The 15,372-nt window shown below is 71.2% G+C and carries 1 protein-coding gene; it reads right to left on the reverse strand.

Going from position 1 to position 15,372, the window contains the following annotated elements; all coding sequences use genetic code 11:
• Positions 1-15,345, reverse strand: a complete 15,345-nt coding sequence (locus F4560_RS16610; RefSeq protein ID WP_221483525.1) for a non-ribosomal peptide synthetase — start codon at positions 15,343-15,345, stop codon at positions 1-3.
• Between the last annotated feature and the right edge of the window lie 27 nt (positions 15,346-15,372).

Genomic DNA, 15,372 nt, shown 5'->3' on the forward strand with positions numbered 1-15,372 from the left:
TCAAGCCAAGTCGCTCTCGAACTCGTCGATCTCGTCCTGGGACAGCGTCAGCAGCGACAGGTCCGATGGGGTGACGCCGCCCGGACCCGCTTCGGTCACGATCGTCTCGAGGCGGCGGAACCACAGCTCCGCCACCGAGCGGACGTCCTCTTCGTCGAACAAGGTGCCGGGCCACGACCACACGGTCATCAGCTGCGGGCTGCCCGCGCGGTCCTGGGCGAGCGCGTTCACGCTGAGCGCGTACGTCATCGGCTTGCCCGGATCACTGCCGCCGCCCACGGTTTCCTTGGCCTCGGGTGGTGTGGCCCAGTCCTCGGTCCGCGCGACCTCCTCGGTGGCGTCGAACCGGCCGAGGTAGTTGAAGCCGACCTGCGGCTGGGCGAAGCTCTGGAGCACCGGAGCGGTCTCCGGGTTGAGGTACCGCAGCAGCCCGTACCCGATGCCCTTGTCCGGGATGGCCCTCAACTGCTCTTTCACGCTCTTCAGCGCGACGCCGACGTCGCCGGTGCCCGGGTCGACCGCCACCGGGTAGGCACTGCTGAACCAGCCGACCGTCCGGGCGACGTCGACACCCTCGACGACGTCCTGCCTGCCGTGTCCTTCGAGGCCGACGAGCAACGCCGTGCCGTCGCCGCGGCCACGGGCACGCCGCCAGTCGCCGATCGCCATGGCCAGCGCGGTCAGCAGCACGTCGTCCACGCCGGTGTTGAACGCCGCGGGCACCCGGCCGAGCAGCGGCTCGGTCACCTCCGCGGGCAACACCAGGCGGATCTGCCTGGCCGAGCCGACGACGTCCCGGGTGGGGTCGACCCGTCGGTCCGCCAGCACCGGATCGGGCGTGCCGAGCACGCTCCGCCACATGTCGAACTCCGCCACCCGGTCCTGTTTCGCGGCCAGCAGCGAAAGCTGCCGCGACCACCGGCGGAACGACGTCCCCACCGGTTCGAGCGCCACCTCGTCGCCCGCCGACACGGCCGCCCAGGCGCTGCGCAGGTCCTCCCCCAGCACCCGCAACGACATGCCGTCGACCACCAGGTGGTGCAGGACCAGCATCAACCGGCCGCGGCGGCGCGTTCCGCCGTCGAACCACACCGCGCGCACCATGCGGCCGTTCTCCGGGGACAGTTCGGCCTGCGCGATCCGCTGCTGCTCGACGACGACCGTCATCAGGTCGTCAGCGGACACATCGGAGATGTCGACCTTGGTGATCAGGCGGGCGGCGTCGATCGAGCCCTTCGGCGTGATCTCCATGCGCCACACCGACAGGCCGGTGCCGTTGTCCGGGTCGTGCCGAAGCCTGGCCCTCAGCATGTCGTGGTGGTCCACGACCGCCTGTAGCGTGCGCGCCAGCGTGACCTCGTCGATGCCTGCCGGGACCTGCAACAGGTTGGCCAGGTTGTCCCGGGTGGCGGCGCCGTCCCGTTCGATCAGGTCGAGCATGATCGGGGTGAGCGGGAACTCGCCGACGGCGTCCTCCGGCCGCTCCTGGATGTTCGTGTCCTGCTCGTCGGCCGCCGTCCGGGCCAGCTCCCGCACGGTCCGGCTGACGAACACGTCCCGCAACGTGAAGACCAGGCCGACCTTGCGGGCCCGGCTGGAGAGCTGGATCGACACGATGCTGTCCCCGCCGAGCTCGAAGAAGTCGTCGTCCAGCCCGACCTCGTCCACGCCGAGCACCTCGGCGAACAGCCCGGTGAGGATCTCTTCACGGGCCTTGAGGTCCCCCGCCGGACCGCTCGGCTCCGGCTGCTGACGGGCGGCGCCGACCCGCTGTTCGAGCTCCGGGCGCAGGGTGGTCCACAGCGCCGCCAGCTCGTCGTCGGCCACCTGCCCCACCGGCCGCTCGGGCTCCGCGACGATGGCGGCCAGGATCCGCCGCAGCCCGGCGGCCACCCGCTCGATCTCGGACCCGGTGAACATGCCCGGCTGGTAGCCGATCCGGTATCCCATCCCGGCCCCGGCCTGCCAGGCGTCCAAGGTCAGCGTGTAGTGCGTGGCGTCGCTCGTGTGCAGGTCGACCGCGCGGACACCCTCGTCCTCGGCCTTCGGCTCGTCGAACGTGTCAGAGGCCACCGGGAAGTTCTGGAACGCCAGCAACGTGTCGAACAGCTCGCCGAGCCCCGTCAACCGCTGGAGGTCGACCAGCCGCAGGTGCTGGTGGGCCATCAACGCCGCCTGCCGCTCACCGAGACCACGGATGGTCTCCGCGACCGAGCCGGCCGCGTCGAACGCGACGCGCACCGGGATGGTGTTGATGAACAGGCCCACCATCCGCTCGATGTCTTCCACCTCGGGTGGCCTGCCCGACACGCTCGCGCCGAAGACCACGTCCTCGCGCCCGGTCAGCCTGCTGAGCAGCAGCGCCCACGCCGTCTGCATGACCGTGTTCACCGTGACACCGCAGTCGGCCGCGAGTTCGGTGATCCCCGCCGCCAGGTCGGCCGGCAGGTCGGTGGTCAGTTTTTCCGGCAACCGCGGTTCGCGGTCCGGGTTGACCGGAGCGAGCAGGGTCGGCTCGGTCAGCCCCGCCAGCTCGCCACGCCACACCTCCTCGGAGGCTTCCCGGTCCTGCTCGGTGAGCCAGGTCAGGTAACGCCGGTACGGCGGCGGCACGGGCAGCGCCGAGTCGTCACCACCGGACTCGTACAGCCGCATCAGGTCGTCCACCAACGCTGGCGTGGACCAACCGTCGAGCAGCACGTGGTGCAGGGTCAGCACAAGCCGGTACTCCGCCTCGCCCAGCTGGAGCACCAAGCACCGCAGCAGCGGCGGCTTCGCCAGGTCGAACCGCTCGGCCCGTGCCTCGGCGAGGACCCGCTCCAGCTCGCCGGGCGGCGCGTCGCGCAGATCCAGCTCCGACCACGGCACCCGCACGGCGGCCGGGAGGAACTGGACCGGATGGGTCAGGCCGTCGTGGGCGAACCCGGTCCGAAGGTTCTCGTACCGCTGCGTCAGCGCCTGCACCGCGGCGCGCAGCGCGGTCAGGTCCACGTCACCGGCCAGGTCCAAGCCGAGCTGCAACGTGTAGACGTCGACGCCCTTGTCGTTGTAGAGGGCGTGGAAGACCAGGCCTTCCTGAAGCGGGGCCACCGGCAGCACATCCACCAGGCCGGGGTGGGCGGCGGCGAGCGCGTCGACCTCCTGCTGGGACAGCCGGACGAGCGGGAAGTCCGAAGGGGACCATCCGCCGACGCCGTCCTGCTCGGCGTGGGCGATCAGCTCCTCGGTCACCTGCTCCCAGATCCGGGTCAGGCCCAGCATCTCGTCCTCGGTGAACAGCGCCTCCGGCCACGTCCAGTGCCCCTGCAACCGCAACCCGTCCACGTGGTCCAAGTTGGACAGCTTGAGGCCGATCGGGTGCGCGATCGGGGTGTCCGGGTGGTCGGCCTGGTGCACCAGCTCGGTGCCGATCACCGCCCAGTCACCGATCTCGGGCTCCTCGCTGGCCTCCAGCCTGCCGAGGTAGTTGAACAGGACCTGCGGACCGGCGAAGCGGGCCAGCACCGGCACGGTCTGCGGGTTGAGGTGCCGCAGCAGCCCGAAGCCGATGCCCTTGTCCGGGATGGCGGCGAGCTGTTCCTTGACCAGCTTGACCGCCGAGCCGAGGTCGCCGTCGGCGCCGGTGTCCAGCCGCACCGGGTAGGCCGCGGTGAACCAGCCGACCGTGTGGGACAGGTCCGCGCCGCCGATGGCCTGCCTGCCGTGCCCCTCGGCTTCGATCAGCACACTGGAACCGCCACCGAGTCCGCGGCTGTCCCGCCATCGCTGGACCGCGATCGCGAGCGTGGCCAGCAGTACCTCGTTCACGCCGGTGTTGAACAGCGCCGGGATCCGGGCCAGCAGCGGTTCGGTGGAGGCCACGGGCAGGGTCTGCTCGATCTGCCGCACCGTCCGGGTGAGGTCCCTGGCCGGGTTGAGCGGCTGCGCCGACAGCGGCGGGTCGCCCGCGCCGAGGATGTCGGTCCACACCGTCAGCTCGTCGATCCGCTCCGGGCGCGACGACTCGGCGACCAGGCCCTCGGCCCACTGCTTGAACGACGTGACGACCGGCTGCAAGCTGGGCTCACGCCCGGCGGTCACCGCCTCGTACGCCTCGCGCAGGTCCGGGACCAGGATCCGGGTGGACACGCCGTCCACGGCCAGGTGGTGCATCACCAGCAGCAGCCGGTGTGCGGCGGCTCCGCCGTCGAAGTAGACAGCCTGGAGGACCGCGCCGTTCTCCGGCGACAGCCGCTCCTGCGCGGCCTTCTCGTGCTCGTGCAGCACCGTGATCAGCGCTTCTCCGGTGAGCCCGCGCACGTCCACAGTGGTCAGCAGGTCGGCTGCGCGGACGTCGGCCCTGGGCAGCGACTCAAGGCTCCACACGTGGTTGCCGATCCGCCGAGTCAGCTTGAGCCGCAACGTGTCGTGGTGGTCGAGCAGGATCTGCAGTGCCGCGGTCAGCCGCTGCTCGTCGCAGCCCGCGGGCAGCCGCAGCAACGTCTCCTGGCTGAAGTGGTCGATCGGACCGCCCCGCTCGCGCATCCAGTGCATGACCGGGGTGAGCGGGATCTCGCCGATGCCCGCGTCCGACACGGCAGGGGCGGCGGACCCCGCACCCGCCCAGGTCGCCGCCGCGGCGAGCGCCGCGACGGTCCGGTGCCGAAGCACGTCCTCGGCGGTGAACGCCAAGCCCGCCTTCCTCGCCCGGCTGACCAGCTGGATGGAGATGATGCTGTCGCCACCGAGCTCGAAGAAGCCGTCGTCGATGTTCACCGACGCGACACCCAGCAGCTCGCCGACCAACTGCGCGAGCAGCTTCTCCTTCTCGTCCCGGGGCGCCCGCCCACCGCGGGCGGCCTCGGCCACCGGGGCGGGCAGGGCCGCGCGGTCGACCTTCCCGTTGGCGTTCAACGGAAGTTCCCCGAGCACGGTGAACGTCGCCGGGACCAGGTAGTCCGGCAGGCGTTTCACCAGGTACTCGCGCAGCCCCGACGGCTTCGGCGGTCGCACGGCGCCGCTGACCACGTAGGCGGCGAGCTGCCGGTGCCCGTTCTGGTCCTCGTGGGTGCCCACCGCGACCTGGTCGACCTTGGGGTGCCCGGCCAGCACGGCCTCGATCTCCCCGAGTTCGATCCGGAAGCCGCGGACCTTGACCTGCTCGTCCGCCCGGCCGACGAACTCCAGTGCGCCCGTGGCGTTCCACCGCACCACGTCGCCGGTGCGGTACAGCCGCGATCCGGGCGGCCCGAACGGATTCGCCACGAATCGTTCCGCGGTCAGCGCCGCCCGGTCGAGGTAGCCACGCGCGAGGCCCACACCGGCGACGTACAACTCGCCCTCGACGCCCGCGGCGACGGGACGCAAAGCCGCGTCGAGCACGTACACCCGGGTGTTCCAGGCGGGACGGCCGATCGGCGGGTGGACCTCGCCGGACAGCGGCTCGCTCATGGTCGCGCAGACGGTCGTCTCGCTCGGGCCGTACACGTTGATCATCCGCCGTCCGGCCGACCACTGGGCGACCTTCTCCGGCAGGCACGGCTCGCCACCGGCGACCAGCGTGCGCAGCGTCGGCAGCGGCTTGGCGGGCAACGTGGCCACGACGCCGGCGGTGAGCTGGACGTGGGTCACCTCGTTGCGTTCGATGATGGCGGCCAGTTCCTCTCCGACCGGCTGATGGTGGCCGCTGGGCAGCACCAGGGTCGCGCCGGTGAGCAGGGTCATCGCCAGGTCGGCGATGGACGGGTCGAAGCTCGGCGAGACCGCCTGAAGCACGCGGCTTTCCTCGTTCACGACCAGGTTCTCCGCGTGCGCACCGGCCATGCTCGCGATGCCGGCGTGCGTCACCACGACACCCTTGGGCCGGCCGGTCGAGCCGGACGTGTAGATGACGTATGCCGGGTGTGCGGGCGACAGCGGCTGGGCCCGTCGCGCGTCCAGGGGGTCGGTGACCGGCGCGGCCGCGGCTTCGGCGCGAACCTCGTCGGAGTCGATGACGAACGGCTCCGGGACACCCGCTTGCCGCACCTGGTCCGCCGCCGCGGCGGTGGTCAGCACCAAGGCGGGACGGCTGTCCGCGATCAGCAAGGCGATCCGCTCGGCCGGATGACCGGGATCCACCGGCAGGTAGGTCGCGCCCGCCTTGAGCACGCCGAGCGTCACGGCCAGCCAGTCGACCGAGCGGGCCACCGCGACGGCGACCAGTCGCTCGGGCCGCGCACCCCGCGCGATCAGCACGTGTGCCCATTGGTTCGCACGCTCGTTGAGCTGCTCGTAGGTCAAGCTCGCGGCGGGCAGACCGTCCGGAACGACCGCGGTACGCCCGGGGACCCGCCGCACCTGTTCCTCGAACAGCGCCGGGAAGGTGGAGGGCGCCACGGGCCGGGCCGTGTCGTTCCATTCCTGTGGTATCGCGCCGCTCCGGCCGTCGATCCGGCTGATCGGCGCGCTCGGGTCGGCGGTCACGGAATCCAGCACGGAAACGAGCCTCCTCGTGATCATCTCTACGGTGCCGCGGTCGAACAGGTCTGTGCGGTAGCTGACGCGGCCGGTCAGCCCGGCCGGATCGCCGTCCGGGCCCCGCTCGTCGGACAGCTCGACGCCGAGGTCGACCTTGGCGACGGGCAGGTCGACCGACGCCGGCCGCACCGTCAGTCCGGGCAGCCTCAGCTCCGGCGCCGTGTTGTTCTGGAACGCCAGGAAGACCTGGAACAGCGGGCTGAAGCCCCGGAAGGCCCGGAACATGTCGACCAGCCGGTCGAACGGCACGTCCTGGTTGGCGTACGCGGCCAGATCTGTTTCCCGGACGCGGGCGAGCAACTCGGTGAACGCCGGATCGCCGGACGTGTCGGTCCGCAGCACCAGCGTGTTGACGAAGAACCCGATCACCTCGTCGAGTGCCTGGTCGCCCCGGCCGGCGACCGCGGTGCCGATCGGGATGTCGGTGCCCGCGCCCAGCCCGGTCAGCGTGGTGGCCAGCGCCGCCTGCACGACCATGAACAGGCTGACCTGGTTGTCCCGCGCGAGCTGGACGAGCCTGGCGTGCAGGGAGGCGTCGATCTCGATGTCGACGGAGTCACCGCGGTCGCCGACTCGCTGCGGCCTCGGTCGGCCGACCGGCAGCGCCGGCTCCTCGGGCAGGCCCGCCAGCGCCGCCTCCCAGAAGTCGAGCTGCCGGGAGGCCAGGCTGTCCGGGTCGTCCTCGGCGCCCAGCAGCTCACGCAGCCAGAGCGTGTAGTCGGCGTACTGCGCCGTGAGCGGCGTGAACTCCGGTGCCCGGCCGGAAACCCTTGCGGTGTAAGCGACGGACAGGTCACGGGCCAGCGGCGCGTTCGACCACCCGTCGGTGGCGATGTGGTGCACGTTGAGCAGCAGCACGTGCTCGGTCGCGGTTGTGCCCGCAACCTCGAAGAGCGTGGCCCGCAGGGGAAGTTCGGCCGCGAGGTCGAAGCCGCGCGCGCCGGCCGCGGTGAGCGCCTCGTCCAGTCCGGCCACGTCCACCCGGACCACCTCGACGTCCACTCGGGACGGCCTGTGCACGTGCTGGCGCGGGCGGCCATCGGTGTCCGGGAAGGTGGTGCGCAGGCTCTCGTGCCGTGCGACGACATCGGCCAGGGCAGCGCGCAGCGCGGTGACGTCGAGTGTTCCCGACATCGCGATCCCGATCGGGACGTTGTAGGTGCCGTTCGGCCCGGTCAGCGTGTTCAGGTACCACAGGCGCCGCTGCGCGAAGGACAACGGGATCTCCGCGGGCCGGTCCATCGCCCGCAGAGCGGGACGCCGTGCCCAGGCTCCACCGGCGGCGATCCGGCGCGCGAACGCCGCCGGGGTCGGGGCGTCGAACACCGCACGGACGTCGACCGACTGGGCGAACACCGTCCGGACCCGGCTGATCAGCCGGATGGCATTCAGCGAATGCCCGCCCAGGGTGAAGAAGTCGTCGTCGGGACCCACTTCCGACAGGCCGAGCACCTCGGCGAACAGCACGCACAGGATCTCCTCCTGCGGGGTGAGCGGCCGCGCCACCGAGTCGCCCACCGTCCGGTCCGGTGCGGGCAGCGCGGCCCGGTCCAGCTTTCCGTTGGTGGTCAGCGGCAAGCTCTCCAGAACGACGAACGCGTCCGGCACCATGTACTCGGGCAACGCGCTCGCGGCGTGCGCGCGGATCACGGGCACGTCCACGCGTTGTCCATCGGCGGGCACGAGGTAGGCGACGAGCTGATCGTCACGAACGATCACGGCTTGCGTCGCCACCTGGTGGTGCCCGGCCAGCACCGCGCCGATCTCCCCGAGCTCGATCCGGTACCCGCGCAGCTTCACCTGGTCGTCGGCGCGGCCCGCGAACACCAGGTCGCCGTCGGCGGTCCAGCGGGCCAGGTCGCCGGTCCGGTACATCCGCTCGCCCGGGGGCCCGAACGGGTCGGCGACGAACCGCTCGGCCGTCAGCGCGTGCCTGCCGAAATAGCCACGGGCCAGGCACGGGCCCGCGATGTACAGCTCACCGGTCACGTCGAGAGCCACCGGACACAGGGCGGCGTCGAGCACGTAGGCCCGGACATTCCCTTGTGGACGGCCGATCGGCACCGGACCGGACGGCACCGGGGCGCCTGGTTCGATCCGGTACTCGGTGCAGTTGACCGTCGCCTCGGTCGGACCGTAGACGTTCCACACCGTGGCGTCCGGGTGCTTGTCCCGCCAAGGCGTGAGCGCCTCGCCGAGCAACGCCTCACCACCCAGCAGCAGTTCCGTGACCGGCGAGAACTCGTTCGGCAGCGCGTCCAGCAACGGCAGGTGGCTGGGCGTGGCCTTCATGAAGGCGCACGGCGTGCCGTTCAGTCGCGCGGAGACCCCTACGTTCTCCGCGAGTTCGGCGAGCAGCACCGTGCCGCCGACCACGAGCGGGGTGAACAGCGCCGTGACGGTGAGGTCGAACGACACCGGGGAGTGCACGAGCGCGGTCCCGGTGGCGCCGGGATACGCCCGGCTTGTCCAGGTGAGGTAGTCGACCACCGAACGGTGCGTGACCACCACGCCCTTGGGTCGCCCGGTCGACCCGGACGTGTAGATGACGTAGGCCGGGTGGTCCCGCCTCAGCGGCCTGGTCCGGTCCTCATCGGCCGGGTCGGTGTCCGGCAAGCCCTTGGCCTGCTGGACCCGCAGCCGCGGAATGCCGGAGTCCGGCACCGTCGTCGTGCTCACGAGCAGCGCCGGGGCCGAGTCGGCGAGCATGAACGCGATCCGGTCGGCCGGGTAGGCCGGGTCGACCGGCACGTACGCCGCGCCTGCCTTGAGCACCGCGAGCAGCGTGACCACCAGGTCGACGGAGCGGTCCATCACGACCGCGACGAACTGCTCCGGACCCACACCGCGGGCGATCATGGCGTGCGCCAGCCGGTTCGCCCGTGCGTTGAGTTCCGCGTAGGTCAGCTCGGTGTCGCCGGAGACCAGCGCGACCGCGGCCGGGGTGCGTGCGGCCTGTGCCTGGAACAGGTCGGCGACCGAAGCATCCTGTTCCGGCACAACAGGCCCCTGCCGGCCGGACGCGGGCTTCTGCACGGCGAGGCCCAGATCGCGGACGGTGGTGTCCGGGGTCTCCGTGAACGCGTCCAGGAGCGTGATCATCTGCTCGCCGATCCAGTTCACGGTGGCGTCGTCGACGAGGTCGGGCTGGTGGTACCAGTTCAGCGCCATCCGTTGCCCGTCGTGCATCACCACCACACCGAGCGGGTAGTGGTTGTCACCCCGGGTGTCGACATCTGACAGCGTGAGGGCGCCGGAGAGCTGTGCGGGCTCGGCGGTCGGGAAGTTCTCGAAGACCACGGCGGTGTCGAACAACGGGGTGTGCCCGGCGGCCCGCTGGATGTCCGACAGGCCGAGGTGGTGGTGTGCGATCAAGTCGGCACGCCCGCCTTGCGCCCTGCGGAAGATCTCCAGCAGGGTGTCGTCCAGGTCGAACCGGATGCGGACCGGGACGGTGTTGGTGAACAGACCGACCATGGTCTCGACGCCCGGCAACTCCGGCGGCCGGCCGGAAACGGTCTCACCGAACACCACGTCCCTGCTGCCGGTGAAGTCACCGAGCAGCAGACCCCAAGCGCCTTGCACGACCGAGTTGACGGTCAGCCCGTGCTTGCGCGCCTGGGCATTGAGGTGCGTCGTCAGCTGGTCGGGCACCTCCAGCACGACGCGGCCCGGTGGCAACGCCTTGCGGTCCGCGGTGCCCGGCGCCACCAAGGCCGGTCCGGGCAGGCCGTCGAGCGCCTGACGCCACGCCGAGACCGACGCGTCCCGGTCCTGGCGGGCCAGCCAGGTGAGGTAGTCGCGATAGGGTGTGACCTCGGCCAAAGCGGAGTCGTCGCCATGGGAGCGGTACAGCTCGAACAGCTCCGCCGCGAGAACCTGCAGCGACCAGCCGTCCAGCAGCAGGTGGTGCGCGCCGACCATGAGCCGGTGCGCGCGGTCACCGAGGCGCACCAGCGTGAACCGCAGCAACGGCGGGTTCGTCAGGGTGAACCGCGTCGTGCGTTCCGCCGCCAGGAGCCGGTCGAGCTCCTGCCGCCGATCGCGTGCGGTCCAGCCGCTCAGGTCGATCTCCCGCCACGGCAACTCGGCCTCGGCCGGAATCACCTGGACCGGCCGGCCGTCCTCGGTGTACCGGAACGCGGCGCGCAGGTTGTCGTGCCGGCGCAACAACGCTTCGGCCGCCGCTCGCAGAGCGCGCACGTCCAGGTCACCGTGCAGCTCCATCGCCGCCCTGGCGATGTAGACGTCCTCTGTGGACTGCTCGTACTCGGCGTGGAACAGCAGGCCTTCCTGCAGCGGTGACAGCGGCAACAGGTCGACCAGCCGCGGCCCGCCGGTCGTCAGCCGGTCGATCTCGTTCTGGGACAGGGAGACCAAGGGCAGGTCGGACGGCGTGAGCGCGGTGCCGCCATCGGCCTCGGCCACCAGGGTTGTCAAGGCGTCGAACCAGGCCTGGGCCACCTGCCGCACGTCCTGCTCGGCCATCAGGCCCGCCGGCCAGGACCAGGTCGCGACCAGGCCCGTGCCGTCGGTGAAGGAGTTGACGACGAGCGAGTGCGGCAGCGGTGTGTCCGGATGCGCACCGCCGCCGATGCCCTCCTCGGTCGCGTTGTCCAGGCGACCGAGGTAGTTGAACGCGATCTGCGGCTCGGCGAACTTGGCCAGCGCCAGGGCGGTGCGGGCGTTGAGGTAGCGCAGCATCCCGTAGCCGATCCCGTTGTCCGGGGTCGCCCGCAACTGCTCCTTGACCGCCTTCACCGCGTCGATCAGCGTGCCCTGACCGGGGTCGAGCCGCACCGGGTAGCGGCTGGTGAACCAGCCCACCGTGGTCGAGAGGTCCATGCCCGGCTCGATCTGTTCGCGGCCGTGCGCTTCCAGGGCCACCAGAACCGCCGGTGAGCTGTCCGGGCCACGACGGTGCCAGCCGCCGACGGCCACGGCCAGCGCCGCCAGGAGGACGTCGTTGACCCCGGCACGAAGCGCCGCGGGCACCTGGCCGAGCAGCGGTTCGGTGACGGCCGCGGGCAGCCTGAGGGTCAGCTCCGCGAGCGAGCCCACCTTGTCCTGGCCCGGATCCAGCGGACGATCGGTCAGCAGCGGGTCGTCGGTGCCGAGGATCTCCTTCCACACCGGCAGTTCCCGCATCCGCTTCGGCTCACCGGCCGAGACGGTCAGTTGCTGGGACCAGCGCCGGAACGAGGTGCCCACCGGCTCGAGCTCGACCTGGCCCCCGGTGGCCGCCGCCGCGAGCGCGGCGGCGAACTGCGGGAGCAGGATCCGCCACGAGACACCGTCGACCGCGAGGTGGTGGATCACCAGCAGCAACCGCCCAGGCCGGTCGCCCGCGTCGAACCAGACCGCGCGGACCATCTTCCCGGCGTACGGGTCGAGGCCTGCCCTGGCCACTTCGAAATGCTCCGCGGCCACGGCTTCGACCTGCTCGTCGGAGTCTCCCGAAACGTCCACACGGGACAGACAGCTCGCCGCGGTGACAGCACCGCGGTGCGCCACCTCCAGTGTCCACTCCTCGATCTCGGGCAGCACGCCCAGCCGCAGCCGGAGCGCGTCGTGGTGGTCGAGGAACTTTTGCAGCACCGCGGCGATCCGCTGCTCGTCCAGACCGGCCGGGACGTCCACCGGCATCGCCTGGTTGAACTGCGCGACCGGGCCGCCGAGATCCTTGAGCCAGTGCGTGATCGGCGTCAGTGGCAGGCCGCCGACACCGTCGTCCGACGGCGGGGCGGCGGGGGCGTTCTCCGTCGAAGTGGCGACCGCGGCCAGCGCCTCGACCGTCGGGTGGGTGAAGACGTCACGCGGGCTGAACCTGAGGCCCGCCTTGCGTGCCCGGCTGACCAGCTGGATCGTGATGATGCTGTCGCCGCCGAGCTCGAAGAACCCGTCGTCGATGCTCACCGCGCCGATTCCCCGGGAGGACAGGCCGAGGACGTCGGCGAAGATCTCGCACAGCAGCCGTTCGCGTTCGTCGCGCGGGGCACGACCGCTCGACGCCTCGAACCGCGGCTCGGGCAGCGCCTTGCGGTCGAGCTTGCCGTGCCGGGTCAACGGCAGCTCGTCGAGCTTCACGAACAGCGCGGGCACCATGTAGTCGGGCAGCAGTCCGGCCAGGTACGGCTTCAGTTCGGCGGGATCGGCCGGACCGGCCAGGTAGGCCACCAGCCGCTTGACGCCCAAGCCGTCCTCGTGGACGAGCACAGCCGCCTGGGTCACGTCGGCCCGCCGGGCCAACACGGCCTCGATCTCGCCGGGCTCGATCCGGAAACCCCGGATCTTGACCTGGTCGTCGGTCCGGCCGACGTACTCGAGGGTCCCGTCAGCGCGCCACCGCACGACGTCACCCGTGCGGTACATCCGCTCGCCCTTGGCCCCGAAGGGGTTGGCGACGAACCGCTCGGCGGTCAGGCCGGCCCGCTGGTGATACCCGCGGGCAAGGCCGGCACCGGCCACGTAGAGCTCACCGGGCACGCCCTGGACGACCGGGCGCAGCGCCTTGTCCAGCACGTAGGTGCGGGTGTCACGCACCGGTCGGCCGATCGGCACGCCCGTGCCCGGCACGAGCGGATCGCTCATCGTGGCCGCGACCGTGGATTCGGTGGGGCCGTACGCGTTCACCATGCGACGGCCCGGCGCCCAGCGTTCGACCAGTTCCGCCGTGCACGCCTCGCCACCGACCACCAGCGATGTGAAGTCCGGCAGGGACGTGGTCGGAACGCTCGCCAGCGCGGCCGGCGGGATCAGGGCGTGGCTCACCCGCCGGTCCGCGAGCACCTCCGCGAGGACCTCGCCGGCCAGGATCTCCGGACCGGGCACGATGATCGCCGCGCCGGACAGCAGCGCCATGCACAGCTCCAGCACCGACGCGTCGAAACTGGGCGAGGAGAACTGGAGCACGCGGCTGCCGGGCGTGACCGCGAACCGGTCGATCTCGGTGGCGGCGAAGCTCGCGATCCCGTGGTGCGTCACGACGACGCCCTTGGGCACACCGGTCGAGCCGGAGGTGTAGATCAGGTAAGCGGGGCTGTGCGGCGAGATCGCCGGGGTCGCGGACGCCGCCGGAGACTCCCGGCCGACCAGGTCGGACACATCGTGCACTGCCATGCCGTGGACGTGCGGGACCGAGCCGGACCGCTCCGGAGTGGTCAGCACGACCCTGGGACGCGCGTCGGACAGCATGAAGGCGATCCGGTCGGCGGGGTAGTCCGGGTCGATCGGCAGGTACGCGGCGCCTGTCTTCATCACACCGACCGACGCCACCACCGACTCCACCGACCGGCCGAGCATCTGCGCGACCACGTCCTCACGCCCGACGCCCATGGCCGTCAGGTGCCGCGCCAGCCGGTCGGTCCGTTCGTCCAGCTCGGCATAGGTGAGGGACACCTCGTCCGACTCGACGGCCACGGCGTCCGGCGTCGCGGCCACCTGCCGCGCGAACAGCTCCGGGAAGGTGGCGGGGGCGGAGTGCGGGGTTTCGTTCCAGACCGTCAGCACCTGGTGGCGCTCCGCCGGGGAGAGCACCTCGACCCGGCCGAGCGGCTGATCCGGCTCGGCGGTCACCGCCCGCAGCACGCGGACCAGCCGGTCGCCCATGGCTTGCACGTCGTCGCGGCCGAACACCTCCGGCCGGTGGCTGATCACCAGCCGCAGCCGGCCTTCCCAGATGTGGGCCACGAGGTAGAGCGGGTAGTGGGTGGCGTCGAGGACGTCGAACCCGGTGATGGTCAGATCGCCCGCCACATCGCGCATGGCCGCCATGTCGAACGGGAAGTTCTCGAATGCGACGCACGTGTCGAACAGCTCGCCGTGCCCGGCTGTGCGATGCACCTGGCTCAGGCCGATGTACTGGTACGAAGTCAGGTCCAGGTGGTCGTTCTGGAGTCGGCGCAGCGTCTCGGCCAGCGAAACCCCGGGCTCCAGCCGTGTGCGCAGCGGCAGCGTGTTCACCAGCATGCCGACCATCCGCTCCACGCCGGGCAGCTCCGGCGGGCGGCACGACGCCACGGTGCCGAACACGACATCGTTCGAGCCGGTCACAGCGCCGAGCAGGATCGCCCATGCCCCGTGCACGGCGCTGCTGACCGTCAGGTCACGGCTTGCCAGCCGCGCGGTGAGTTCGGCGGTGGCGTGCTCGGACAACTCGAACGAAACCTGCTCTGGCACGGTCGCCGCACGCGAGCGATCGGCCGGGGCCAGCCGGGTGGGCCCTTCGATGCCTTCGAGCGCCCGCTGCCAGGCCAGTTCCGCCTTGTCCATGTCCTGCCCGGCGAGCCAGCCGAGGTAGTCGCGGTACGGCACCGCCGGCTCCAGGTCGGCGCGGCCGGTGTACAGCTCGAAGAACTCCTTCAGCAGCAACGACATCGACCAGCCGTCGAGCAGGAGGTGGTGGAAGGTGAACAGCAGCCGGTACTCCTGCTCGCCGAGCTGGATCAGCAGGAACCGCATCAGCGGCGGGCGGGCCAGGTCGAACTTGGCCGACTGGTGCGCCGCTTGCAGCCGTTGTGCCTCTGCGGCACGACTTTCGGTGTCGAGGCCGGTGAGATCGGTCTGCTCCCAGGGCAGTTCGACCGTCCGCGCGACGACCTGGACCGGCCGGCCGCTCTTCGGGTGCAGGAAGCCCACGCGCAGGTTGGCGTGCCGGCGCGGCAACTCCTCGGCGGCCGCGCGCAACGCACCGACGTCAAGTGGGCCCCGCAGATCGAGTACGGCCTGCACCGCGTAGACGTCGAACCCCTGCTCGTCGTAGAGCGCGTGGAAGAGCAGTCCTTGCTGCAAAGGCGACAGCGGAAGAATGTCCTCGGGGCCCGGCTTCATCATCGCAGCGTCCTTCACTCGACTTCCTTCCCACCTGGAGCAAGC

It is taken from the genome of Saccharothrix ecbatanensis, from assembly GCF_014205015.1.
GTDB classification, from domain to species: Bacteria; Actinomycetota; Actinomycetes; order Mycobacteriales; family Pseudonocardiaceae; genus Actinosynnema; species Actinosynnema ecbatanense.